At 44.3% G+C, this 25,779-nt stretch carries 20 protein-coding genes and 1 pseudogene; 7 read left to right on the top strand and 14 right to left on the bottom strand.

Going from position 1 to position 25,779, the window contains the following annotated elements; all coding sequences use genetic code 11:
• Nucleotides 1-301: 301 nt before the first annotated feature.
• Nucleotides 302-1,435: pseudogene (locus AC2VE5_RS16435) on the top strand (molybdopterin dinucleotide binding domain-containing protein); the annotation flags it as partial.
• Between the two features lie 60 nt (nt 1,436-1,495).
• The gene (locus AC2VE5_RS16430) at nt 1,496-2,731 is read left to right on the top strand and encodes an RNA-guided endonuclease InsQ/TnpB family protein (protein WP_486888804.1); all 1,236 of its coding nucleotides are present in this window, start codon (nt 1,496-1,498) and stop codon (nt 2,729-2,731) included.
• A gap of 8 nt (nt 2,732-2,739) precedes the next feature.
• Here AC2VE5_RS16430 and AC2VE5_RS16425 read toward each other — a convergent pair whose 3' ends face one another.
• The 3 genes from AC2VE5_RS16425 to AC2VE5_RS16415 form a co-directional block, all read right to left on the bottom strand.
• Nucleotides 2,740-3,813: an anthranilate phosphoribosyltransferase family protein gene (locus AC2VE5_RS16425; RefSeq protein WP_486888803.1), complete on the bottom strand. Its 1,074-nt coding sequence runs from the start codon at nt 3,811-3,813 to the stop codon at nt 2,740-2,742.
• Between the two features lie 18 nt (nt 3,814-3,831).
• Complete coding sequence (locus tag AC2VE5_RS16420; protein ID WP_486888806.1) at nt 3,832-4,755, bottom strand: LysR family transcriptional regulator; 924 nt, start codon at nt 4,753-4,755, stop codon at nt 3,832-3,834.
• 97 nt (nt 4,756-4,852) lie between these two features.
• Nucleotides 4,853-6,148, bottom strand: a complete 1,296-nt coding sequence (locus tag AC2VE5_RS16415; protein ID WP_486888802.1) for a HEAT repeat domain-containing protein — start codon at nt 6,146-6,148, stop codon at nt 4,853-4,855.
• Nucleotides 6,149-6,471: 323 nt separating this feature from the next.
• On the opposite strand from AC2VE5_RS16415, the gene AC2VE5_RS16410 reads away from it, so the two are divergent.
• Nucleotides 6,472-6,657, top strand: coding sequence for a TLTLP motif-containing protein (locus AC2VE5_RS16410; protein WP_486888801.1), 186 nt, complete (start codon nt 6,472-6,474; stop codon nt 6,655-6,657).
• 6 nt (nt 6,658-6,663) lie between these two features.
• On the opposite strand, the gene AC2VE5_RS16405 is transcribed toward AC2VE5_RS16410, so the two are convergent.
• The 4 genes from AC2VE5_RS16405 to AC2VE5_RS16390 form a co-directional block, all read right to left on the bottom strand.
• Entirely contained in the window at nt 6,664-7,149 is a 486-nt protein-coding gene (locus AC2VE5_RS16405; RefSeq protein WP_486888800.1) for a GAF domain-containing protein, read from the bottom strand.
• A 134-nt stretch (nt 7,150-7,283) separates the two neighbouring features.
• Entirely contained in the window at nt 7,284-8,636 is a 1,353-nt protein-coding gene (locus AC2VE5_RS16400) for a chloride channel protein (protein WP_486888799.1), read from the bottom strand.
• 43 nt (nt 8,637-8,679) lie between these two features.
• Nucleotides 8,680-10,341 (bottom strand): ferredoxin--nitrite reductase, encoded by a 1,662-nt coding sequence (locus AC2VE5_RS16395; protein ID WP_486888798.1) that lies wholly within the window; start codon nt 10,339-10,341, stop codon nt 8,680-8,682.
• 214 nt (nt 10,342-10,555) lie between these two features.
• Entirely contained in the window at nt 10,556-12,007 is a 1,452-nt protein-coding gene (locus AC2VE5_RS16390; protein WP_486888805.1) for a NarK family nitrate/nitrite MFS transporter, read from the bottom strand.
• 644 nt (nt 12,008-12,651) lie between these two features.
• Between AC2VE5_RS16390 and AC2VE5_RS16385 the strand changes: the two genes are divergently transcribed.
• The 4 genes from AC2VE5_RS16385 to AC2VE5_RS16370 all read left to right on the top strand — a co-directional run bounded on the left by AC2VE5_RS16385 (nt 12,652) and on the right by AC2VE5_RS16370 (nt 15,618).
• Entirely contained in the window at nt 12,652-12,876 is a 225-nt protein-coding gene (locus AC2VE5_RS16385) for a hypothetical protein (protein ID WP_486888797.1), read from the top strand.
• 352 nt (nt 12,877-13,228) lie between these two features.
• A complete protein-coding gene (locus AC2VE5_RS16380) occupies nt 13,229-13,465 on the top strand; it encodes a hypothetical protein (RefSeq protein WP_486888796.1) in 237 nt (78 codons plus the stop codon).
• A 161-nt stretch (nt 13,466-13,626) separates the two neighbouring features.
• Nucleotides 13,627-14,625 carry a zinc-dependent alcohol dehydrogenase family protein gene (locus tag AC2VE5_RS16375; RefSeq protein ID WP_486888795.1) on the top strand — a complete coding sequence of 333 codons (999 nt, stop codon included), beginning with the start codon at nt 13,627-13,629 and terminating at the stop codon, nt 14,623-14,625.
• A 51-nt stretch (nt 14,626-14,676) separates the two neighbouring features.
• Nucleotides 14,677-15,618 carry a zinc-binding dehydrogenase gene (locus tag AC2VE5_RS16370; RefSeq protein WP_486888794.1) on the top strand — a complete coding sequence of 314 codons (942 nt, stop codon included), beginning with the start codon at nt 14,677-14,679 and terminating at the stop codon, nt 15,616-15,618.
• A gap of 43 nt (nt 15,619-15,661) precedes the next feature.
• Here the strand turns inward: AC2VE5_RS16370 and AC2VE5_RS16365 are convergent, their stop codons facing one another.
• The 7 genes from AC2VE5_RS16365 to AC2VE5_RS16335 form a co-directional block, all read right to left on the bottom strand.
• On the bottom strand, nt 15,662-17,845 hold the full coding sequence (locus tag AC2VE5_RS16365; RefSeq protein WP_486888793.1) for a molybdopterin oxidoreductase family protein: 2,184 nt from the start codon (nt 17,843-17,845) through the stop codon (nt 15,662-15,664).
• 26 nt (nt 17,846-17,871) lie between these two features.
• On the bottom strand, nt 17,872-18,315 hold the full coding sequence (gene cynS / locus AC2VE5_RS16360) for a cyanase (RefSeq protein ID WP_486888792.1): 444 nt from the start codon (nt 18,313-18,315) through the stop codon (nt 17,872-17,874).
• Nucleotides 18,316-18,330: 15 nt separating this feature from the next.
• On the bottom strand, nt 18,331-19,176 hold the full coding sequence (locus AC2VE5_RS16355) for a nitrate ABC transporter ATP-binding protein (RefSeq protein ID WP_486888791.1): 846 nt from the start codon (nt 19,174-19,176) through the stop codon (nt 18,331-18,333).
• A gap of 72 nt (nt 19,177-19,248) precedes the next feature.
• Complete coding sequence (locus tag AC2VE5_RS16350) at nt 19,249-21,249, bottom strand: ABC transporter ATP-binding/substrate-binding protein (RefSeq protein WP_486888790.1); 2,001 nt, start codon at nt 21,247-21,249, stop codon at nt 19,249-19,251.
• A 97-nt stretch (nt 21,250-21,346) separates the two neighbouring features.
• Nucleotides 21,347-22,186 (bottom strand): nitrate ABC transporter permease, encoded by an 840-nt coding sequence (gene ntrB / locus AC2VE5_RS16345; RefSeq protein WP_486888789.1) that lies wholly within the window; start codon nt 22,184-22,186, stop codon nt 21,347-21,349.
• Nucleotides 22,187-22,275: 89 nt separating this feature from the next.
• Nucleotides 22,276-23,607 (bottom strand): CmpA/NrtA family ABC transporter substrate-binding protein, encoded by a 1,332-nt coding sequence (locus AC2VE5_RS16340; protein WP_486888788.1) that lies wholly within the window; start codon nt 23,605-23,607, stop codon nt 22,276-22,278.
• A gap of 63 nt (nt 23,608-23,670) precedes the next feature.
• Entirely contained in the window at nt 23,671-25,224 is a 1,554-nt protein-coding gene (locus AC2VE5_RS16335; RefSeq protein WP_486888787.1) for a ferredoxin--nitrite reductase, read from the bottom strand.
• Between the last annotated feature and the right edge of the window lie 555 nt (nt 25,225-25,779).

Here is a 25,779-nt window from a genome sequence, read left to right as displayed (position 1 = left end):
CGGCACGAACCTATGCACAGTTAGACCAAGCTATTACAGATGCTCTCGCTGCGGTGACACTCCAAGATATTATTGGCTGGTTTACCCACTGTTGTTGCTATGTTTCACCCAACTGAGAACTGCTGTAACCCTCTTTTATCACTTTCAGGAGAGTAAAATCTAGAACCTGCTTTAGCTCAGGATTTTGGCAAAATGACTACAAAGGAAGTCTGATGTGAGAAAATAAAGTTTAAAAGCTTTACATTACAAGCTTTTTCAAGTTTTAGTTTGTTTTTTCCTTACTCAGAGTGACAAAAGAGGGGTAATTACGGGCAATGCAGGCAAAGAGGGCGCTGGGACAATGCCCATACGCGGACATTCCAACGTCCAAGGGTTTGGATCGATGGGTGTAACTATCCACCTCAAAAAAGAAATTAAAACGGCTTTAGAAAAACTGTTAAGGCGAAGTCTTGAATTAGCTTCCGGCTACGATACGCGAAAGCTTATTGAGGCGGCGGATGCAGGGAAAGTAGATACTTTAATCTGTTTGGGTGGGAATTTGTTTGGGGCTAATCCTGACTCTACGCAGGCAAAACGCGCTTTAGCTAAAATTGACACCATTATCTATCTTGCCACTAAACCCAATCTCGGACACTTTCACGGTTTAGCCAAGAAAAACACGATAATTATTCCTGTATTTGCTCGGTTTGAAAATCCCCACAAAACAACAACCGAGTCTGGTAATAATTTTGTCCGTTTGAGTGATGAAGGAACAACCCACCTAAAAGACGCAGATTTAATTTCTGAAGTGGAATTTTTGACCCAACTTGCTCATCGCCTGCATGGCGTTTCGCCGATTAATTGGCTGAAATTGCAAGCTCCGCAATACGTCCGTCAACTAATTGCCCAAACAATTCCCGGTTACGAAAAAATCGCCCAAATTGATGCAACGGGAGAAGAATTTACAATCTCAGGACGCATTTTTACTGAGCCAAAGTTTCCAACTCCTTCGGGAAAAGCATCAATGTTTGTAAGTCCTTTACCCGATCTTACATTGCCAACACCGGAGGATTTTGGCGTGTCCCAGTCCGTGCCAAATGTAGTTGTAGCATTGATTACCGGGCGCAGCTACTCTCAGCACAATACAGTTGTTTACAAGCTAGACGACCAGTATCGAGGAATGCCTCACCGCAATTGTATTTTAATGAACCATAAAGACGCAGAGAAAGCAAACTTAAGTGATCGCGCTCTTGTTACCGTCCAAGCAGATGCAGGCAAGCTAGAAAATGTAGAAGTGATTTACGGTAGCGTTAGGGAAGGAGCAGCATTAATGTTTTACCCCGAAGCTAATGCTATTTTTAAAGCTAGGATTGATAAGCGATCGGGTACGCCAGCTTTTAAACGAGTTCCGGCAATTGTTTACCAGAAAAACGGGTTTAAAGCCCCGCCGTTCTAGGGCGGCTTTATATTAATATTATATTGTTTTATCTGCAATAATATGTGATAAAATACAAGCATGATAGTAAGAGAAGCCAAGCTACTAAACGGAACTAAGGAACAATACCAACTTTTTGATGACGCGATTCGCACTGCTCAATTTATTAGAAATAAAGCAGTTCGCTATTGGATGGATAATCGAAATATTGGTAAAGCTGACTTATATAAACTGTGCAAAGACTTAGCTAAAGAGTTTGCTTTTGCATTAAAGCTAAACTCCGCAGCACGTCAAGCCAGTGCCGAAAGAGCTTGGGCATCCATATCTAGTTTCTATACTCGTTGCAAAAAAAAGGAGAAGAAAAAAGGGTATCCCAAGTTTAAAAAGCATTGTCGCTCTGTAGAGTACAAGGTGTCGGGTTGGAAACTGTCCCCCGATTGCACTCGTATTGCTTTTACTGATGGGTTTGGGATAGGAACATTATCCATATACTGCAATGCTCAAACGCGGGAAGACTTATTTAGGCTAAAGATAAACCGCGTTCGGGTAGTCAAGAAAGCCGACGGATATTATGCTCAATTCTGCTTTGATGCTGACCGCAAAGAAGATGGAGAATATACCGGGCTAGTTGTTGGTTTGGACTTAGGGTTGAAATACTTCACCAAAGACCAAAACGATAATGCAGTTATCTATCCTCAATTCTTGAGAAAGTCGGAAAGCAGGCTTAAGAAGGCTCAAAGGCAATTAAGTAAGAAGTTTGTCAAAGGCAAAAAACCCCAATCAAACAACTACCATAAGGCACGGAAACGACTGGGTAGAGTTCACTTAAAAATTACTAGGCAGCGTAAAGACTGGGCAATAAAACAAGCTCGGTGCGTAGTCCACTCTAACGATGTGGTTGTCTATGAGGATTTGAAAGTTAGGAACATGGTCAAAAATCACCATTTGGCTAAGTCTATTTCTGACGCTAGTTGGTATCAGTTCACTCGATGGTTAGACTACTACGGACTCATTTGGGATAAAGCAGTGGTGGCGGTTTCGCCAAACTATACGTCTATTGACTGCTCGTCTTGTGGACATCGGGTGAAAAAGTCACTTAGCACTAGGACTCATTGCTGCCCTAGATGCAAGGTTGAGGTATGCCGCGATACGAATGCGGCGATTAATATCTTAACTAAAGGCATGAAAGTATTGGGCAAAGAGTGGCAAAACAGTACCCAAGGGCATTGGGAATCTGGCTTCTTCGAGCGAAAGCTTGGGGAGAAGACCACCTCTACTATTGATGAGCAATCTGATATAGCAAGTGGACTTCTGTGAACCAAGAATTAGAATCCCTGTGGCTTTAGCTCAGGGAGTATGTCAAGCACAGACTGACTAATTTCTTCAAGTTTTTGGGCAACTTCACCGCTAACTAATAATTCTTCTGCTTTAGCTATACCCGATCGCAAATTAGAGCAAATACCGCTACGCCACAGGTAAAAACCACCATTCCACAAAGCAGTATCCATTAATTCTGAGGGTTTGCCTTGCAATACTGTTTGCATAGCTGCAATTAATTCTGGCGTGGAAGTTAGAGGGACATTTTTGTTACTAAAATCATAATCGCGGGCAGATAGGTGTAAGTGTTCTACTAAGGCATTATCTTTAAATATGCCAACAATTGCCGTGCGATCGCGCGGTAAATCGCAACTGCCTTCTAATCCCTTAACTGTTGTAAAGCTACTTATTCCCCGCAAACTTAAAGCGCCTTGAAACATCCCTTCTGTGGGCGGATGTACAAATCCCGCAATAATATGTGCTTCCCCAGCGTAAGGACACCAGACTAATTCCATCGTAGCAAAGGGCGGACGTTTGCCAATTTGATCGCGGTAATCAAATATAACTTGAGCTTGACTAAAGTGTTGCGGTAAGTAGACAAATCCTAATCCCGTTTCCGCAAATACTTGTTGAGTTTGAGCTAACGACAGCCTGCTAAAATCAACTCCCAAGCCTTGCCAAAGCTCGATTAGCGGTACTCCGTACTTAGTTGGCGATCGCTTGCTACCGTGCATAATTACTGGCTGATTTGCCGTAACTAAAAGTAAAGCTATTATTGGGCTAATGGGTGCAGTACGCGATCGCCCATCATAGGGTATGCCCATCACAATTGGCGATCGAGAGGCATTAATTGGTTGCAATTTTGCACCTAATTCGGCGTAAGCATCTAGCATTCCTGCTAATTCTTCTCCCGTCGGGCGCTTAATTCGGTGAGCGATCAAAAATGCGCCAATTTGGGCTGGTGTTGCTTCGGCAAGTAGCATCATTTTTGTTGCCGCCCTTGACTCCTCGCGAGTCAAATCTTCCCCTGTATGAACGCCACTACCTACTTTTTTTAAAAATTCTCTAAATGCCGTACTCATAATTATTAGTTTAAATGCTTAGGCGCTTGTCTCTATTTTTTCCGGCAGAGGTATAGATGCTTGTACTAAGTCCCAAAAGCGGCGAATTGGGGGGATTTTTAGCCGATCTTGAGTAGTTACCATCACAACGCGGCGCGTCAAATCGTTTCTTTCCTTGCCTAGCGATCGCACGGCAAGAGTTGGATCGCTGCGGGCTTCTACTAGCGCTGATTGCGGCAGCAAAGCTACCATATCCCCTTGACGTACTACCCCCCGGAAAGCATCAAGAGTGTTTACCTCCAAAACTGCCTGGAGTGTTGCCCCTAAGCGCTCAAATCGATCTTGTACCAAGCGTTGCATCCCGTAGCCATCTTTGAATACTACTTGCGGGTAACAAGCTAATTCCGACCAGGGTATCCATTCATAAGCTGTAAGCGGGTGATTTGCGCCCATCAACACCTCAATAGGTTCATCGTATAGCACTTGTACTACCATCTCGGAATTAGCAGTCAAAAATCGATTATTCATGACGAGCGCTAAATCCACCATGCCATCTTTGAGGACTTTTAAAGCGCGATCGCTCCCCAAAGAAGTCACCCGCAACTGCACAGTGGGATAGTCGCGGCAAAATTGTTGTAACACTGGCGGCAAAAAGTGAGAGCAAATTGAATGAATTGCAGCAATACATAGTTCTGGCTGTTTTCCCGCCACCAACTCGGCTAATTCCTCTGTTGCCGTGCGCCACTCTAAGCAAATTTTGCGGACGCGAGGCAAAAAGCGTTCGCCGCCTAAAGTTAAAGTAGTAGCAGCATTGCGCTGAAATAAATCCAAGCCCACATCGGCTTCTAATGCCTGAATTTGACGACTAATGGTTGATTGGGTAACTCCACATTTTCTCGCCGCTTGTTGGAAACTGCCAGTTTCGGCGATCGCCAAAAAAGCTTGCAACTGCTCTAGCCGCATTTTGTTTGTAGCCTGAATTACATTTATTGCTTCAATCCAAGTTACTCGATCTAGAGTCAGGTTTTGGTAAAAGTTGTTACAACTAGCCGATAGAGACTTATGTTTGTTGCCATTCACTTAGGGCAAATTCTATTCCTTGTTTGAGTTCGAGTTTGATATTTGGGTCGCTATTTAGTTGCTGCAATTGTTGGTATACCTGGGCTGGAGCTAGTTGCTGCAATGATGCGATCGCGTGCAATCTTATTGCTGTATCTGGGGTAGCAAGTAAGTTTATTAATGGCTCTAAAGCTTTAATTTCGCCCAATCGTCCTAATGATAGAGCGATCACGCTTTTGATACTGTCTGACAATTGCAGGGCTTCAATTAAAATATCTCCAGCGATTACTTTCAATTCTTTTGCTTCTATTTGTCCTAAAACTTTGACAATTTCTTGCTGCAAGGTGGGGGAAGAATGTTCGTTTAAGCCTGAGCGCAAATATTGCAAGCAAAGGGGCGTTTCAATCCGACTCAACGCCCGGATACATTCTAATTGCAAGTTTATCGGTGTATGAGGAGAATTTATTACCGCGTTTAGAGCTTCGGCAGCAACTTCACTTCCCAATCTGCCTAGAGCCATAGCAGCACTACAGCAAACATCTATATTAAAGTCATACAACCGAGGAATTAACTTATTAACTAAGTCAAATTCCGCTTGTAAATCAGCACGAAAACCCAACCCTGTAACAGCTTCTTTTCTCACAGGCGCGGCAATATCGTCTAAAGCAGAGAGCAAAACTGGTGGAATCTCATTATTATGAAAGCTACCTAATGCTTCAATCGAAGTCGCTCTAATTTGCGCGTCTGGATCTTGGACAACAGTTAATAATGGCGCAATTATTTCCGATCGCCGGATGTGAGCGAGGGACTTTACAGCAATTAAGCGCGTAGATTCATCAATTAATAGTTCGCTAAGAGCATTGACAGCCGGGTTGCCAATTTGTCCTAAAGCACTAGCTGCCATTGAGGTTAATTCGTCGTTATCAGCAGATTTGAGTAAATCAACTAAAGTTGCGATCGCCCTTGGCTGATTAAATTCGCCTAAAATCCGCGCCGCATACCAGCGTAATTCTTCATCATCCTCATTTTGGACAATTTCAATTAAAGGGGCGATCGCGCGATCGATACCAATTGAGGTATTTGCTCCCAATCGGGGAAACACTTTGGCAATATCCCAACGCTGAGCAAAATCGCCCTCAGTCAAAACTGCAAGGGCTAAATCCATTATATGACTTGCTTCTGGCTCGATATCTACAAGTACCAGTTGTTGCAAGCATCGCACAACTTCCGTCCAGTTCCCTATCTCTTGCGCCGCCTGTGCCTGCTGTAAAAGTTGAGTTTTGATATTTGCAAGCATCAAATTAGCTCCCAAACAGAGTTTTAGCTTAAAGATGGTTTTATTTCCCTTTTTTAGGGGAGGCAAAAAGCGGGTATTGCACTTCTTCCTGCTTGATTACCGTAGGTTGGGGGAACGATTGGAATATTCATATTAAATCTAAGTATAATTCCCCCAATCCAAAAGGAGGTATTTGGCTGTTTAGAGCGTCATTTTTCCTAGTAATTCTATTGAGATTGTTTGCTAGTAGACAGTTTACTAAAAATAACTCGTTAAAATAGTATTAGTACAACTAAAAACTTTTATTGTTGTACCCCGTTGAGTAATAGGTTTACAAATTTTTTATGGATTCCAGTAGTACACCGTCTGCCAATCCCCCCCGATCAACTCATAGGTTGGCAGACATTTTAGGAACAGCGATCGCACTCGTAACTTTAACTATGCCCCTCTGGGTAATTGCTCATTACTCCTCAAACAGCGTGGGCAATGCTATACCACCAATCGCCTATCCGGTACAAAGCCCCCCATAAAACTCTCTAATGTAAGGTAGTGCTTAGGCTTAGAGCTTGTTCTAATTCGGCAGCTACGGTGGTAATAAAGTCAACTTTTTGCTGGTCTTGGGCGCAAGAACGACGCATAAAAAAGACTAGCACTAATACTACCTGGCTGCTAGTTTTAATGGGGATGCCAAAGCCCGCTTTGACTGAGCAAGCTTTAGCAATCTGGTTGCGTAAAAAATACGTTTCTGATCCGGCAGAGACATCTTCAATCCATTCTGATTGTGCTGATGCCCAAACCCTGCCGGGTAATCCTTGATTTGGTGGAATAACAAAATCTTCGCTACAAAGGCGAAATTTCTCTATTGCCTCCATATCTGGGCTGCTGTACCAAACGGGGCTAAGTTCCAAAACACCGCCGTCAGAAGTAGGAACCCAAGCCTCGCCATAATCCCACCCACAAGTTTTGCAGACAAGTTTAATCGCAGCGTACAGTTGCTCGTTGAAATATGATGAGGTTCTCATGGCTTAATCTAGGTGCAATCTGATTGCAAGATCCGCCATCAAGGCGAAGGAAACAATATCTTAGCTGCTTTTACCTGACAACAATCCAAACCTTAGAACTTTATAAATAAAGAAATTCTTGGTCTTGTACTACTCTAGGAGACTGGAACAGAATAGGGATTAATTGGTAATGGTTCTTGCGCAATTATAGAACGTGATCGCTGAGTTTGGATTAAGCAGACTTGAGTAGTCAATAAAAAACTTGTAAAGCTAGCAATAACTATTACTGGAACCATTGCCGTATCTGAAAGTACGCTGAGAATGATGGTTGTGCTAATGGGAGTTTTGGTAATAGCTACATTTACTGCCGCCATCATGCAAACCATCGCAATAGTAGGGTGGATTTGAGGAATACAAAGCGCGATCGCTAGACCCATCGCAGCGCCAATGTAAAATAAAGGAAATATAAAGCCACCTCGAAAGCCAGAATGCAAGGTACAACTTACTGCTAGTATTTTAGCGGCGGCGATCACAACTAACGTCACAGCCCCGAAGGTAGAACCTGTCTCAACAATAGTATTAATCTCTTTTTCTCCAAAAAATAGCGTTTGGGGAAATACATAAGCAATGAGTCCAATGGATAAGCCGCCTAAAGTAGCCAGCAAAATTGTTTGATGTTCGATGTAACTGCACAGATAACCAACGCTACGGAAGACGATTACAAAAATAACGGCAACCAAAGCCCCCGCTATACCTAGTAATGCACCTTGAAGTAGGTTCCACAGTGTAAGCGCAGGAATAGCTGCAAAGTGGTACATCCCGCCAATGGTTAAGCCTGTATTTAGACGAAATACGCAAAAACTCAAAATAGCACTCAACACGGCTGGAACTATCGCTTCGTAATACTCTATGCCGCGACGGTGAGGAATTTCTAAAGCAAAAATAGCGCCACCCAAGGGCGCACCAAAAAACGCCCCCAAAGCTGCACTCATACCGCAAAACGTCAAGACGCGAATTGTAGTTGCGGTAAGCTGTAGTTTTTGCCCTAGCCAACTGCCAATGCTACCATTAACTTGCACTAAAGGCGCTTCGGGACCTGCACTACCACCAAAGGCGATCGAAAGTAGCGAAGCAACAATCATTGCCGGAGTTTGCTGTGGGGAGATGCGCCCTGGTTGATGGACTTTATCGACGACAAAGGCAACTTCACCGGGGAGTCCCATTAAGTACAGGGTTAAGCCAACTAAGAAGCCGCCAATCGTAGTTGCAATTGGGACATAACCAGTAACAGCAAGTGGCGACATATAAGGCGCTAAAAACTCCGGGATTGTATGCCAAATAAGATGCAAGCTGGCTTCGAGGCTAAAGTAGTAAGCCGTTGCAACTAATCCTCCGGCAATACCAATTATTGCCGCACAAAGGATAGTTTGCTGGTAGCTAAGTTCGCGATCGCTATTTACTAATGGCAAATCGATCTCGCTTGATTGCTCGGAGATAATAGAAGACATATTTTAATAATTTTGAGTTGTGGATGCCGAATTAACTCAATACTTAAAATTGCGATCGCCCTTCACTTGTACCTGCTAAAACGGCGGGTACGAAGTGTTCTTGTGACTGCTTGGGTTTTGCCCCAAAATGTTCAATTAACAAGTCTTTCAGCACTGGTTTGAGGTCTTCGCAAGGAATTTGTTTCATTACGCGGCTACCTAGTTCAGCTTCAAAACCTACTTTTCCACCCATCCAAATATCGACAGCTTCTACTACTTGCCCATTTTTACGTCCTTTTGTCCCCATCAAGCCAATATCGGCAACTTGCGGCTGTCCGCAGGAATTGGGGCAACCAGTCCAATGTATGCGTACAGGTTGTTCTACAGTAATTTCAGCTTCTAAAGCTTTGATTGTTGCTAAAGCGCGATTTTTGGTTTCAATTAGGGCAAAACCGCAAAATTGACTGCCAGTACAAGAAACCAACCGCCGCGATAGATTTTCTGGGTTGAGAGAAAAACGTTCTAGAAGTGGTTCCTTTAAAAATTGTTTTAGCCGAGAATCAGGAATATTGGGAATAATTAGATTTTGCTCGACAGTAAAGCGTATTTCACCACTACCGTAAACTTCCGCCATTCGCGCTAGATCGAACATATCTTGGGCATACAAGCGCCCAATGGGAATATGTACGCCTGCAAAGTTTAAGCCTGGTTGCTTTTGTTTAGACGTGCCGATGTGGTCGTATTTGTTCCACATAAATTCGTCTTTTTCAGCAGCAAGTTCTAGGGGATGACCTATTTGGTTTTCTACTTCGGCGCGAAACTTCTCTATGCCCCATTTATCAATCAGATACATGAGGCGCGATTTTTGTCTATTTGCCCGTAAACCATGATTTCGGTAAATTAGTAAAACAGCTTCGCTCAGTGCTACCACATCGTCAGGACTAACCCAAACATTGAGCGGTAAAGCGGCCTGGGAACGTTTGGGTGAAAACATCCCGCCGACAATAACATTAAAGCCAATGGTGTCATTTTTATAAGCAGGGATAAAAGCAAGGTCGTTGAGTTCGGCGTGGACGGAATTATCTCGACACCCGGCGATCGCAATATTAAATTTGCGCGGTAAGTTAACCATGGTGGGATTACCTTCGCCGTTATTTGTAATCATGTCTTGCACCATGCGACACAATCCCCGTGTATCGATTAGTTCATTAGGATCGATACCTGCCAAAGGCGAACCTGTAATGTTGCGAACGTTGTCTACTCCCGACTGCACCGAAGTCATGCCATATTGATGCAACTTTTTAAAGATATCTGGCACATCTTCAATCCGAACGCCACGCAACTGAATATTTTGTCTAGTGGTGATGTCTGCGTTGCCTTCGTCGCCGTATTGTTGGACAATTTCGGCTAAAATCCGCATTTGACTAGAAGTTATGATGCCGTTAGCTAGGCGCATCCGCAGCATAAATTTACCGGGGGTAACAGTGCGGTAAAACAATCCCAAGTCGCGCAAGCGGTAATCGCGATCGGCTTCGTCCATTGCTTCCCAGCCAATGCTTGCTAAGTAATCTAGTTCTTGCTTGAGGGCTATACCATCTCTTTCGGCTTTAATTTTTTCAAATTTGTTTAAAGTTGCTTTCGTTTCGCCAGCTTCCGTCAAGTTTTGAGATTCGGTTTCTTCCTGAGTTTTATCTGCTGTGCCTAGTGTTCCGTTTGCGTCCATCATAATTTTAATTTGATGATTTTATTAACTGCGCAACAGCCGCGCTGAAATATATCTTTTTGTTTAAGCTATGCGCTTTAGGTATTTGGTTTTGTAGAAGTAGTTACAAAAGCTAGTTCCAACTTTCTAAACCTGCCTTTTGATATATTTGTCTTGGCAAGGAGAGTAAAGCTACTTATTTAGCCTGACTTTCCCTGCCAGCAAAAGCAGTTGCATTCTATAACTGACGTTGTTTCGCTGAAACTTCTTTAGGTACTACTAACAACTCCTCTGTATGCGAACCTCCAGGTTCCTTTAATAAAAAGCCACACAAACTAGCAGCAATTAGCGCTACAACGCCTAGCATTTGAAAAAAGGTGCGATCGCCTGCTGCCCCTTCTGGCAGTAAGCTATAAATTGTCAAGTAAGCTACTGCCCCAACGTTGCCGTAAGCACCAACATTTCCAGCAATTTGACCTGTAACTCGTCGCTTAATTAAAGGTACGATCGCATAAGTTGCTCCTTCTGCTGCCATCACAAAAAATGAGGCAATCATTGTCATCATTACGACTACAGGCAGGGCAATATTTCCCCCCAAACTGCTAAATACTAAATAACCTATCCCAGTCCCCGCAAGAGTTGCCGCTAAAGTCCACTTGCGACTACCGATTTTGTCAGAAATAAAGCCACCACCCGGACGGGCAACTAAATTCATAAAGGCATAAGTACCAGCTACTCCCCCTGCTATTGCTGCCGTTAAGCCGAAGCTTCTTTGAAAAAAGGTCGGCAACATAGAGACAACAGCTAATTCCGAACCAAAACAGGCAAGGTATGCCATTTCTAAATTTGCAACTTGAGAAAACTTGTAGCGATCGCTTGGGGGATAGTGTTTTTTGCCAGTCATCAAGTCTTTGTTGGCTTGCCAGCAATTGTAAGCTTGAAAAGTATACAAGCAAACTAGCAAAAACCAGGTAATGTATAGCTGGGTTGAATTAATAAAGTTAACTCGATTTAAGCGCCAAGCAATTACCCCTAATATCCCCACCAAGGGAATATTCATCACCAACATAAACCAAAAGTCTTTAACTGTTGTCACTTCCATTCCGGCGCTACTGGCGGGTCGTTCGTAGACTTTCCCTGGGGGCGTATCTTGGACGCTGAAGAAATAAACTACTCCATAAATAGCGGCAACAATTCCCGTCAAAGCGATCGCCAAACGCCAATTAATTTGACCCGCCGCTAAAAAGCCTGTAGCGGCAGCAATTGAGGGTAGTGTAAAAGCTGCACCTGCTGAACCAAAGTTGCCCCAACCACCATAAATGCCTTCGGCTAGTCCAATTTCTTTGGGGGGAAACCACTCTGCTACCATGCGGATGCCAATCACAAAGCCGCAACCAACTATACTAAGTGCCAAACGGCTATAAACCAATTGACTAAAGTTTTGGGCAAAGGCAAAGGACAAACAAGGGATAGCCGCAAATACTAGCAAGCAGGAATAGGTAAGGCGAGGACCGTAGCGGTCTAAAATCATGCCGACGATAATTCGGGCTGGAACTGTAAGAGCAACGTTACAAATGGCAAGAGTTCTCAGTTGACCTTCTGTTAAGCCAAATTCTGCTTTTACGGCGGTGGCAAAAGGCGCAAAGTTGAACCAGACTACAAAGGTTAGAAAAAAAGCAAACCATGTCATGTGTAAGATGCGGTAGCGATCGCGAAAGGACCATATTCCAGCCACGTTGTCTTATTCTCCTTAAAGTCCAATTACAGTAGGTTGCTTGCAAGCTTGAATATCTCAAGCAACAAACAAAATCTAGGTAACAGAAATTATTTTTAAAATTTCCAGCTACTAGCTTTGGACTTACCTTATCTAAGGTTAGGAATCTACTTGGTATCTGTTGCAACTAATTGCTTGTATCTTTTATCAATTGAATATATTTGTTGCTATTTACTTTTAAAGCTTCTAGCTTTTGTGTAGGTAAATCATGACAGTTCGGGTAGTTTTTTGAGTAACTAAAGTAGTCTATTTTGAGGCTTAAATCATCGCTGGCATTGATTTTATTCAAGTTTTTTCACTAAAGAATTCAGTCATATATTAAATACGTCTATCTTAAAAAGTAGAAAAATGCCTTTCCTCCGCAGGATGCGAGCGAAATGTTGATTGGCTTTGTTTTCAAGGGTAAATTAGTTTAGTTTGCATTTGCTAATCATTATCTATTTATCTATACAAAATTTTGATTGATGGACTTAATTTAGGGAAAAAATCACAATTTCGTAGCTAAAGATACAGAATATTTGTGAGAATGATAAATAGCAGTTAAATCGAAGGCATTTGAGATGAATTCCCACGAAAGGTTGAATAAAAGAGCAATAGAGCAAGAATGGATGCGAGGCGATCGCTCTGACTCAGTATGGTTAGTTGTGCTTGTAGCTTTAAGCTCGTTTGCAGTAGGATTGATGCCACTAGCTTACGCATCGACCCTAGAAAACACGAATTTGACTCCAAAGGCGATCGCTGCTTCAGAAGCAGGAGTTTGGAGCGTGTTGGGTGAAAAACAGTAGATTTTTTGCAAAAGTATGGGGGAATAGAATTTGCGCCTACGCAGACGCGCGAGAATTTGCAAATAAATTGATTATGAGGTTGGATTTGCCTATGGTTTCAAAATTGGGCTAAGGCTAGTAAAATCAGAAAAATATTGGCTCTGTAACTGATAAACGATGGTCAAACCCCAATCGCTGACCGCCGATCTACAAGAACCAGCATCTTCTTTGCAGATATTTCCGCGATCGCCCGTTCAAATTAGTGATCCAACCAAGTGGCAAGGAATTTTTCTAGCGCATCATCGTCAACCTGCTTGGGAAACACCAGAAAATCATCGCCCGTGTCAAGAGTGGAATTCCAACGGAAAAAGTTTTGCCTTTTGTAAGTGCGCAAGCAGATCGAGCTTGGCAGTTTTATGTTTCAGAGCAAATTCGTCAGATGTATTACATTGCCGATATGAGTGGTGCAGTAATGCTTTGGGAGGGTGAAAGTGTAGAATCCGTTACCCAAGAAGCACAAAAGCTGCCGATGGTAAAAGAAGGTATTCTCGATTGCGAGGTCTTACCACTCAAGCCTTATACGGGGTATGCTTCGCTATTTGTAAAGTAAGACTAATTTGTGAATTGCATGAAAGATTATTGTTGAAAGTTGGCATCTTGAAGACAATGTCACTCTATTTCAACAAACGCGCTTAATTTCGTCTCTAAATAGCTAAAATCATTGAATATCATTGTCTAATCGCTTACAAACTTCTTTGGAGATAAGTTCGCATGGTTAAGATTGTACGGTTCCATCAGTTTGGCGAAGCTGACGTATTGCAATTAGATAAGTTGCCCTTGTCTGAACCTAGCAAAGGAGAGGTGCGAATTAAAGTTGAAGCAATTGGACTCAATCGCGCAGAAGTGATGTTTCGCAAAGGTGCATACCTGGAACTACCCGATCGCTTTCCCGCTACTCTCGGCTATGAAGCGGCGGGAGTTATTGACGCAGTGGGTGAAGGAGTAAGTGAGTTTCAAGTTGGCGATCGCGTTAGTACGATTCCTGGGTTCTCGATGAAACAGTACGGTATGTATGGCGAAAGCGCGATCGCCCCTGCTTATTCTGTGGCAAAATATCCAGCACGTTTGTCTGCAAAAGAAGGCACGGCAATCTGGATGCAATATATTACTGCCTATGGTGCTTTGGTGTACCACGGACAAGCTAAACCTGGAGATTTTGTACTGATTACCGCCGCTAGTAGCAGTGTAGGTTACGCGGCAATTCAAATTGCTAAAGCTCAAGGATCAACGGCGATCGCTACAACTCGCGGAAGTTCTAAAAAGCAGATGTTACTCGATAAGGGTGCTGACTTTGTAATTGTGACTAATGAAGAAGATTTAGGGCAACGAGTGATGGAGATTACTGGCGATCGCGGAGCAAATCTAATTTTCGATCCTATTGCTGGAGCGTTTGTCGAAACCCTAGCAGCAGCCGCCGCCCAGGGAGCAACTTTGTTTGAATACGGGGCATTGAGTCCTGATGCAACCACTCCCTTTCCATTGTTTCTAGCTCTGCAAAAAGGTTTGAAAATTCAAGGCTACACCTTGTTTGAAATTACTTCAGATCCAGGCAAATTAGCCCAAGCAAAGCAGTATATTTACGATGGCTTAGAGTCTGGTAAATTAGTACCGATTCTCGATCGCATTTTTGGGCTTGAGCAAATTGTCGAAGCTCATCGATACATGGAATCAAATCAGCAAAACGGCAAAATTATTGTAACTGTCCCTTGATGCCAAAGGCGATTTGGAATTGCTAGAAAGCATGACGTAAAGGAGTTTTCGATGCCAAATTTAGTACGAGCAGTAGTTGTCGATCCTTCAGTTTCAGGACGCTTGGCGATTCGGGAAGTAGAACGGGCTTCGCCATTACCCTATGAAGCAATTGTAAAAGTCGCTTCAGTCTCGCTCAATCGCGGAGAAGTTCGGCGAGTTCAAAGTGCGGAAGCAGGATGGCAACCAGGCTGGGATCTTGCCGGGACTATTGAGACGGCTGCGGCTGATGGTTCTGGGTTTCCCGTTGGTACTCGCGTAGTGGGATTTTTGTCTAGTGGCGCTTGGGCAGAACAAGTTGTTGTGCCAACAGATGCGATCGCATCTCTACCAGACTCGGTAGATTTCAAAGCTGCGTCAACGCTGCCTGTAGCTGGTTTGACGGCGCTGCTGTCTCTAGAACGAGGCGGGTTGGTACTAGGTAAATCAGTTTTAATTACGGGTGCATCGGGTGGCGTGGGCTACTTTGCTTGTCAATTGGCGGCTCAAGCAGGGGCGATTGTTACGGCTCAGGTACGCCGCCCTGAATTAGTGGAGTTTGTCAAAGCAGCAAAGGCTGATCGGGCGATCGTAGGCAATGGTTTTGACAAGTATGCTCCTTACGACTTGGTTCTAGATTCGGTAGGCGGAGAAATTCTCCCGGCGGTGCTAGAACACCTAGCGCTAGATGGAACCTGTGTCACTTTTGGGGCAACGGCTGGCTCAAACATTACTTTTAATGCTTCTAAGTTCTATGGCAAAGGCGGCTTGAGCTTGTACGGATTTATTCTATTTCACGAACTAAAAAAACAACCTGCGGCTATTGGTTTGACTCGATTAGTCAACTTTGTTGCCCAAGGATTGCTAGTTCCTCATATCGATTTAGAAGCACCTTGGAGCGCGATCGCAGATGTTGCCCAACAACTAACCGATCGACAGTTTTTGGGTAAAGCAGTGCTACACGTTCAACCCTAGTATCTTGTGGTCATTTTTGATTACTTGCCGCACCCCATATACCTCAAGAGCTTTGCAATACACTAAGGCGAAGTTTGTCTGTTGACTTGACTGCCAAACTTACTATTTGTACTGCACAGGCTTTTAATTCTGGTTGCAAAGAACTAGGACAAGATATAGGATGCGTGAGGGCGTTTGCTTCCGATTTTTCTGCCCACAGATAACCCCAGTGCATCGGCACAAAAACCGTATTGGGCGCGATCGCTTTGGTAATTTTAGCGGGGAACTGAGCTATCCCCCGACGACTTCGCACTTCTACCCATTCATCGTCTTCAATTCCTAGTTTACGGGCATCGCGGGGATGAATTTCGATAAATGGTTCGGGGTGCATTTGCCTAATTTTATCAATGCGTCCGGTGCGAGTTTGGGTATGCCAGTGTCCGTACAGCCTGCCTGTCGTCAAAACAAAGGGATATTCAGGATCGGGAGGTTCGGCAAGTCCCCGCGAGTGACAAGCGGTAAATTTAGCCCGCCCGTCTGCCGTTGGAAAGCGCAAATCGGTGTAAAGCCTTTTTGGGGAGATATTGCCTTTATCGGGGCAGGGCCATTGAATAGCACCTTGTGCTAAAAGACGTTGGTGGCTAAGTCCCGTCATGTCACAAGGGCGATCGCGCGTCACTTGGACGTACTCATCGTAGACTTGGGCGGAGCTAGTAAATTCAAACTTGTCGGCAAATCCAATCTTTCGAGCTACTTGGGCGATAATTTCCCAGTCAGCTTTGGCCTCGCCTACCGGAGGACGAAAAGCCGAACACAAAGTTACTACTCGTTCAGAATTAGTCATTGTCCCAGTTTTTTCGCCCCACTGCGCCGCAGGTAACAAAACATGGGCGTAAGCGGTAGTTTCGGTGGGGTAGTAAGCGTCTTGACAAATAGTAAAAGGCGACTTGGCTAAAGCTGCTTTGACGCGCTCTAAGTCAGGCAAACTGACGGCGGGATTGGTTGCCACCACCCATAAAAACTGCACTTCACCCGTTTCTAGCCCAGTAATCATATCCCAAGCTGTGCGACCGGGATTGGGTGAAATCTGTCCGGGGGAAAGCTGCCAAAATTGTTCTAATTCTTGCCGATGCTGAGCATTACTTACCGAGCGATAGCCTGGTAATAGGTGCGCGAGTCCTCCTACTTCCCGACCACCCATCGCATTTGGTTGACCAGTAAGAGAAAAAGGACCGCTCCCAGGCTTGCCAATTTGTCCAGTCAGCAAATGTAAATTAATGAGACTGCATACTTTAGCCGTACCTTCCGATGACTGGTTTACTCCTTGCGACCACAAAGATAAAACTCGCTCCGACTCGCTCCAATAACGCGCCGCAAGTTCGACCTCTGCGGGAGAAATGCCGCAGCGTTTGGCAACTTCTTGGGGTGGGTAGTGGGAGATTGCTTCGGCAAAGTTTGAGAAGTTGCTAGTGCATTCATCGATAAAAATTGGAGCGCTCTCTCCCCAATGCAGTAGCAAGTAAGCAATGCCATTGAGCAAGTCAATATCTGTACCTGGTTGAATGGCTAGATGCAAGTCTGCGACTTCTGCTGTGGGTGTGCGCCTAGGATCGACAACAATTAGTTTGACTTTATTATGGTGGCGCTTGTGGTGTTTTTGCAGGCGGTTTAAAACAATGGGGTGACACTCCGCCGCATTTGCGCCAATAATAAAAGCACAGTCTGTTAGTTCCAAGTCGTCGTAGCAGCAGGGAGGTCCGTCTGAACCTAAGCTTTGCACGTAACCCGCTACCGCCGATGACATACATAAGCGAGAATTTGAATCAAAATTATTTGTACCGAGACAGCCTTTAAGCAGTTTTTGGGCAACGTAGTAGTCCTCGGTTTGCATTTGCCCAGAGCCGTACATACAAACAGCATCGATTCCCGATTGCTGATACACCGATTTCATGCGACTAGCAACTAAGTCGAGGGCTTCGTCCCAACTAGCGCGGCGAAAGGGTTGGTCTAAAGATTCGCGCACCATTGGGTAACGCAGGCGATCGCGATCGATTGATTCGGTAATTGTTGCGCCCTTGACGCATACCATCCCTTGATTAGAAGGATGAGCGCGATCGCCTTTGACTTTCCAAATCGGGTTGCCTAAACTATCTCGATTAACGGCTTTTCCGGGGGCGGCGGGGGGCGACACTTCCAAACCGCAGCCGACACCGCAGTAAGGACATAGCGTTTTAATGTTATTTGTCACCGTTAAGTCACCCCTTTATACTTGCACTACCATTTTTTGTATGGTAGAAATTTCCCGGACATTGTAATTTTGACGCGATCGCCTTTTGGGTCTGTCTCTTTTTCTACATTGAGCGTAAAGTCAATGGCGCTCATAATTCCGTCGCCAAACTCCTCTTGAATGACAGCTTTTAGCGGCATTCCATAAACCTGCATAATTTCATAAAACCGATAAATTAATGGGTCGGTAGGAATTACTGGGTCTAAAGAGCCTTTAACAGGAAACTCTGTGAGTTTTTGTACTATTTCTGGCGGTAAATCTAAAGCTTGAGCAAGCTTACTTGCTTCATCTTCGGACGCTGTGGCTTGACGATAAATTAATGCCGCCACCCACATCGGGTCGCGCCCCAGAACTTTGCCCAAGTCTTGAAAACTCAATTTCTTGACTTGTTTGGCAGTTAATAATTTTTCGGTAATTTCTAAGCTTGTCATGTACTACCCTACAAATTAATCGTCGTCGTGAGCGAAGCGTCTAAATAGGAAGTCAAGAGCGTAGTTACGCAAGTTGTAGTATTCGGGATCTTCCATAATCTGGGCGCGGTTGCGGGGACGGGAAAAGGGAATATTTAAGACTTCGCCAATTTTTGCGGAGGGACCGTTAGTCATCATTACTAACCGATCTGCCAAAAACAGCGCTTCGTCGATATCGTGAGTAATCATCAGCACCGTTACTTGATAATCTTGCCAAATTTTTAGTAGTTCTTCTTGCAATTCTTCTTTAGTAATTGCGTCCAATGCTCCAAAAGGTTCGTCTAGAATCAATACTTGCGGGCGAATTGATAGGGCGCGGGCAATCGCAACTCTTTGTTTCATTCCTCCTGATAGCTGCGTGGGCTTTTTGTCAGCGGATTCTGTTAGCCCTACCATTGCCAAATGCTCTTTAACAATTGCTCTTTTTTGCGCTTCTGGTTTATCTGGATAAACAGAATCTACAGCTAAGTAAACGTTTTCAAAAGCTGTCATCCAAGGCAATAAGCAATAGTTTTGAAATACCATCATCCGGTCGGGACCGGGTTCTGTAATTGCTTTTGATTGCAATCTAACTTCACCATCGGAAGGGGTATTAAATCCTGCCACCATGTTGAGGAGCGTTGATTTGCCACAACCAGAGTGACCGATGAGGCAAACAAACTCGCCTTCACCCACGCTTAGTTCTACGCCATCTAAGACTGTGTAGGGACCTGTGGAGGTGGGATAAATTTTTGAGACATTCTCAATAACTAAGAAAGGTTCTTTTTTAGGCGTTGTCGTAGTTATTGGAGAAGTCGCATTATTAGTTTTAAGTATTTGCATAGTTTTGGAGAATTGAAGGCTAAATTGTGCGGCTAGGTAGGTTTTGGTGCGGGTTCGCTTATCTACTGGTGGTTAAAGCAAACATACTTCTTGAATTCGTAACGGCTGTTTGATTTCCAGACTGTTGAGATACTTAATCGGCTCTTCTGGATCGAAGACAATCTCATCAAATATCATTGTGTGGGGGTCGCGTCCAGTATCTAAAAAGCCTAATTCTCTAGCAGCTTCACCAAATACATCCGTACGGCAAACTCGCTCGAGGATTTCTTGCCAGTTTTTGGGAAAGGGTGCTAAACCCCAACGAGCTAATTGCGTCATCATCCATAACCTTTCTGCCCGGTCTGGGTAGTTGGTTTTGTTGACGTAGAATTGGTTAAAGGTATACATTTGCACGGGTTCAGACCCATCCCCGCGATCGTAGGGGTCGAGAAAGCCGGGGCGGGTATATTCGGGGGCGGAACCAACGTATTCTGGGCGGCAGAGAAGTTCGATAATTTCTTCTCGATTGCGCCTGTCGTCGCAGTATTCGCAGGCTTCGAGCAGGGCTTTGACTAAGGCTAAATGAGTTTGAGGATATTTATTTGCCCATTCTTCGGTTACACCTAAAACTTTTTCTGGATGTCCCGCCCAAATCTCTAAATCGGTAGCAATTACAAAACCGAGGTCTTCGTAGACGGCGCGGGAGTTCCAAGGCTCACCACAGCAATAGCCATCAATATTGCCAGCTTTGAGGTTTGATACCATCTGGGGCGGCGGAATTACTGTTAAGTTAACATCTTTATCGGGGTCGATACCGCCCGAAGCTAACCAGTAGCGCAGGAGTAAATTGTGCATCGATGCAGGATGCACCATGCCTAAAGTATGGATTTTATCAGGAGAGTGAGCGATCACATCTTTGAAGTCGGCGAGAGTTCTTACCCCTTGGTCGTATAGTTTTTTGCTAAATGTAATCGCGTTACCATTGCGCGACAAGTTCATGGCGCTAACTACGGGAATTGGTGGTTTATCCCCTGCACCCAATGTCAAAGCTAAGGGCATTGCCGCAACCATTTGGGCGGCATCGAGTCTCCCTGTACCGACACCAATAGCTATTTCTTTCCAACTCGGTTCGCGGCTGAGGACGACCTCAGTTAAGCCGTACTTTTCAAAAAAGCCTTTTTCTTTAGCTACGACTATGGGCGCGCAGTCTGTAAGCGGGATAAAGCCAAACTCTAAGTTTACTTTTTCTAAGCCATTGCCTGCCCTTACGGGCGCAATGTTTTGCGCCCCTTTCTGCTTTGCTTTGCGCTGTTTGGCGCGTTTTTGCTGGTTGAGGAAGTAAATTATTTCGTTGCGCAAGCCGTAGTAACTAGGATGATTGACTACTTCCATCTTTTGGCGGGGGCGGGGAATGGCAACATCGAGAATCTGCCCAATTTGCGCTTCTGGTCCGTTAGTCATCATCACAATGCGATCGCTTAGTAGCAATGCTTCATCGACATCGTGAGTTACCATTACGCAAGTTAGGTTGCTTTCGTTGCAGATTTTCATCAATTGTTCTTGCAAACCACCCCGCGTTAAAGCATCTAGCGCCCCAAATGGCTCGTCTAGTAGTAGTAGTTTGGGACGAATTGCCAAAGCTCGTGCGATCGCAACTCGTTGTTTCATTCCCCCAGATAGCTGTCCTGGGCGCTTATTGGCGGCGGCGCGCAATCCAACTAAATCAATGTGCTGCTCTACAATTGATTTGCGTTCGCCTTTGGGTTTATGTTGATAAACTTCATCTACTGCCAAGGTGATATTTTCTGACACGCTCAACCAGGGCAACAGCGAGTAGTTTTGAAACACTACCATGCGATCGGGTCCAGGTTCTTTCACCTCGCGCCCTTCTAGAATCACGCCACCGGAAGTAGCTCTATCTAATCCAGCAATAATATTTAGCAAAGTGGATTTGCCACAACCAGAGTGTCCGATCAAGGAAACAAATTCTCCTTGGGGGATCTTGAGGTCGATATTTTTTAGCGCGGTGTAGGTGTTGCCGTTGGGCAAGGGAAATATGCGATCAATGTGGTCTACTTCAACAAATACAGACATGACTTATTTAAGGCTGGAGGGTAAAGGCTACGAGCAGAATGAACGAAGAATTTGTGTTTTATGCTTTATTCTGCGTAACGTACTTCATTTTTATTACTCATTTCTGTTCTTCTGGAACTACTTTGCTGGCAATAAATGCTACTAGCCGATCCAGCAGTAGACCAACAATCCCGACATAAATTAGTGCCAAGATAATTTGGCTAAGTAGGGAACTATTGTAAGCATCCCAGATAAAGAAGCCAATGCCGACTCCACCAACTAGCATCTCTGCGGCAACAATTGCTAACCAAGATAAACCGATGCCAATTCTCAAGCCAGTAAATATATAAGGAACCGTAGCTGGAAAGAGAATTTTGAAGAAATACTTAGAACCAGACAATTTCAATACTCTAGCGACATTTCGGTAGTCTTGGGGCAATTGCTGAACGCCTACCGTTGTATTGATAATGATTGGCCAAATTGAGGTGATGAAAATAACGAAAATTGCTGAAGGATTAGATTGCTGAAAAGCAGCTAAAGAAATCGGCAACCATGCCAAAGGTGGAACAGTCCGCAACACTTGAAACAAAGGGTCTACAGCGTTATAAACCCAGACATTCGCACCGATCAAAATGCCCAAAGTAATCCCAACAATGGCTGACAAAGAGAAGCCCACAGCTACCCGTTTTAAGCTCTCCAATAGCTGCCAACCGAGTCCTTTGTCTGTGCCGCCGTTATCAAAGAAGGGATTAATAATAAAAGGGTCCCAAGTCTCTTGAACCATTGTGATTGGCGATGGTAATCTGGGGCTGTCACCTAAAGTTAGCAACTGCCAGATAGCGACAAATATAGCGATCGCAATTATTGGCGGAATAATTTTTTTGCTTAAGATCGAAATAATTTCTTTTTGGGCAGTTTTCTTTTTACTTTTACTGCGACTTGGAAGGGTTGCGGTCATCCTCTAACTTCTCCTAGGTGTGCTGATTCTTGGCAATGGCTGGGCATCAGGGCAGTAGTTTTTATCTAACTACCGCACCGATTGAGGATTTAGGCTTTCTTAATCTTGAGAGATTTTAAGTAAGCGGCGGGATTTGCGGGATCGAAGGTGACACCATCAAAAAACTTTTCTACCCCACGAGATGTACTGGTCGGAATTTCGGCGGCGGGAACTCCTAGTTCTTTAGCTGCTGCTTTCCACAAGTCTTCACGGTTTACTTGATCGATAATTTTTTTAGTGTCTGTATCGGCAGGAATATAACCCCAACGGATATTCTCGGTCAAAAACCACAAGTCATGACTCTTGTAAGGGTAAGAAGCGTTATCTGCCCAAAACTTCATTCTGTATGGGTAGTCTTGGACTGTGCGACCGTCGCCGTAGTCAATATTGCCTTTAGAACGCTCGATAATATCTTTGGCTGGAACCTTAAACCACTTTTGTTTGGCGATGATGTCGATCATTTCCTCTTTGTTTTCAGATTTTTCACACCACTGTTGCGCTTCTTGTACTGCCATCAGCATTGCTTTAGCAGCATTGGGGTTTTTATCTACCCAGTCGGCGCGCATTGCAAAAGCTTTTTCGGGGTGATCGTTCCATAGTTCACCAGTAACTAAAGCGGAGTATCCTTGCTTTTGGTTAACTAGCTGGGCGTTCCAAGGTTCGCCTACGCAGAAGGTTTCCATGTTGCCTACTTTCATGTTGGCAACCATTTGAGGGGGTGGTACGGGAACTACAGAAATGTCGGAGTCAGGATTTACTCCTCCGGCTGCTAACCAGTAGCGCATCCACAGGTCATGAGTACCACCGGGGAAAGTAATCGCGGCTTTGAGTTCTTTGCCAGAGGCAATAGATTTACTAAAAGCATCTTTGAGGGGCGCGCTATCTAAGCCCACTTTCATATCCTTATAGGTGTTAGCAACGGAAATTCCCTGTCCGTTGGTATTTAGCCGCGCCAAGATGTACATGGGTATTGGCTTACCTTGGGTAATCGTCCCCAAAGCCATTAAGTAAGGCATGGGCGACAATATATGCGCTCCATCAATACCGCCGCCGCCAGAACCCAATACTAAGTTATCGCGGGTTACGGGCCAAGATGCTTGTTTTTCTACCGTGACATCAGTCATGCCGTACTTGGTAAAAATACCTTTTTCGAGCGCCACAATTAGGGGAGCGGAATCTGTCAGGGCAATAAATCCTAACTTCGCGCTGGTTGTTTCTACTTTTGGGGCATTAGCGGCGGTACTAACATTGGCAACGGGGCTTGCACTCCCACCGCTATTAGCTGTATCCGTTGGACCAGAAGAGCAGCCATGAGCTAATAGAGAACCTGCTGTAGCCGCGCCTGCTGTAATAATGAATTGTCTTCTGGAAATATTTGTCATGTGGTATTAATTTAAGTTCTGTAAGTTGTGTAAGGGGCGTTGGTACAGTAGTTACTCCTGACTTCAGGTAGAAACTAAAGCTTTTTCTGTGGGTTTTGCTTGAAAATGCTCGATCAGCAAGTCGCGCAACACGGGTTGCAAGTCTTCGCAGGGGATGCCTTTAGTTACGCAAGTTCCTAGATGAGCATCTTTGCCAACCGTCCCACCCATATAAATGTCAACGCCTTCTACAGGTTTGCCATTTTTGCGGGCTTTGGTTCCCATCAAGCCGATGTCTGCAACTTGGGGTTGTCCGCAGGAATTGGGGCAACCAGTCCAGTGAATGCGGACGGGGCGGGTTAGCTCTATTTCTTGAGCTAAAGATGCGATCGCATTTAGGGCGCGATTTTTGGTTTCAATTAAAGCAAAGTTGCAAAATTGCGCTCCCGTACAAGAAACTAATCCCCGCATTAGTGGTTCGGGATTGATAGAAAATTTAGCTAACACGGGTTCTTTGCAAAGTGCTTCTAGGCGCGAGTTGGGGACATTGGGAATAATCGCGTTTTGCTCGACGCTAAACCGAATTTCACTACTACCATAAACTTCTCCAATTCGTGCTAATTCAAACAAATCTCCAGCATCTAGCCGTCCGACGGGAATATGCAAGCCGACATAGCTCAATTGGGGCTGCTTTTGGCTATAAACGCCGATATGATCGCGCTTTTCCCAATCTATTTCATCTTTTTCGGCAGCACTAAGTAAAGCTTTACCTAATTGCTTTTCTACTTCTGTGCGAAACTTATCGACACCCCACTCATCAATTAGCCACATTAACCGGGATTTTTGCCGATTCGCCCGCAAGCCGTTGTCGCGGTAAACTTCTAAAACTGCTCTGCATACAGCAACTACATCGGAGGGTGCAACCCAAGCATCGAGAGGAATCGCCGCATCGCAGCGCTTAGCTGAGAAAAAGCCCCCAACTAAAACGTTGAAGCCAAATTGCTCGTTTTTATAAGCAGGAATAAATGCTAGATCGTTGATTTCGGCGTGAATTGAGTTGTCTCGTCCGCCAGAAATAGCGATGTTGAACTTTCTTGGCAAGTTTGTAAATTCTGAATTACCCTCGCCTTTACTTGTAATCATGTCCTGAATTTGAATTGCCAGTTCCCGCGTATCAAATAGTTCATCCGCATCCAACCCGGCGATTGGATCGCCTGTAATATTGCGAACATTGTCCATTCCTGACTGGACGCTAGTTAAACCTACGCGCTGAAATTTATTAAAAATATCTGGCAAGTCTTCGATTCGCACGCCGCGCAATTGAATATTTTGTCTAGTAGTTATGTCCGCGCAACCATCATCGCCATAGCGTTCGATTACTTCGCCCAATACTCGCAACTGACGGCTATTGACAATCCCATTAGGTAAGCGCAGGCGCATCATGAATTTACCAGGAGTGACGGGACGAAAGAACACGCCTAGCCATTTGAGCCGATGTTCCCTGTCCGTATCGTCCATAGCTTCCCAGCCAATAGATGCAAATTGTGCTAATTCAGCTTTTACTGCTAACCCATCTTTTTCGCTTTTGAATTTTTCAAATTTATTTAGGCTTGTTTTGGCGATCGCTGCTTCTGTCATGAACTAGACCTTATATTTTCGTTTACCTAGCTTTAGCTGAAGTCGCATACATTAAAAAATTTTGCTATTTGCTGCTAGGTTATTAGACTTCAAGCACTCAGTTCGTATCAGTGGCTACACCATTTAGGCGAACTAGATTTGGGCAGAGTATGTTAAACAATCTTTAAAATGCTTGCTAGTATTCAAGTTAGGATTAATCAACAATCAAGTTCGTATCTTTAGTTACAAAATATTGCGTTATATGACTAAAACGCATAAAAAATATGTAATTTTTTCATACAAAATCTATCAACAGTAAGATGACTAGCCGCAACTGCGACTAAAAATCTGAAATTAAGTAAATAGTTGAAAAGTTTTTTATATTAAATTTATTGGGAATAGGATGAACCGTCGAGCTTTTTTGAACTGGGTGGGTGTAGGTTGGTTGGGGGTGCGGTCAAAACCTGTTGGTTCTTGTACAGTAGCCATACTCGCAGCCTAACTATTTATTCTGCTGCTTGTTGATTTATTTATGCCCGCCTCATTTTGAAGTGCGCGTCATCTTCGCCTTCAACA

The organism is Aliterella sp. E5.1, assembly GCF_057473825.1.
The sequence above is the reverse complement of the archived record's forward strand: the minus strand, read 5'-3'. Positions and strand labels throughout refer to the sequence as shown.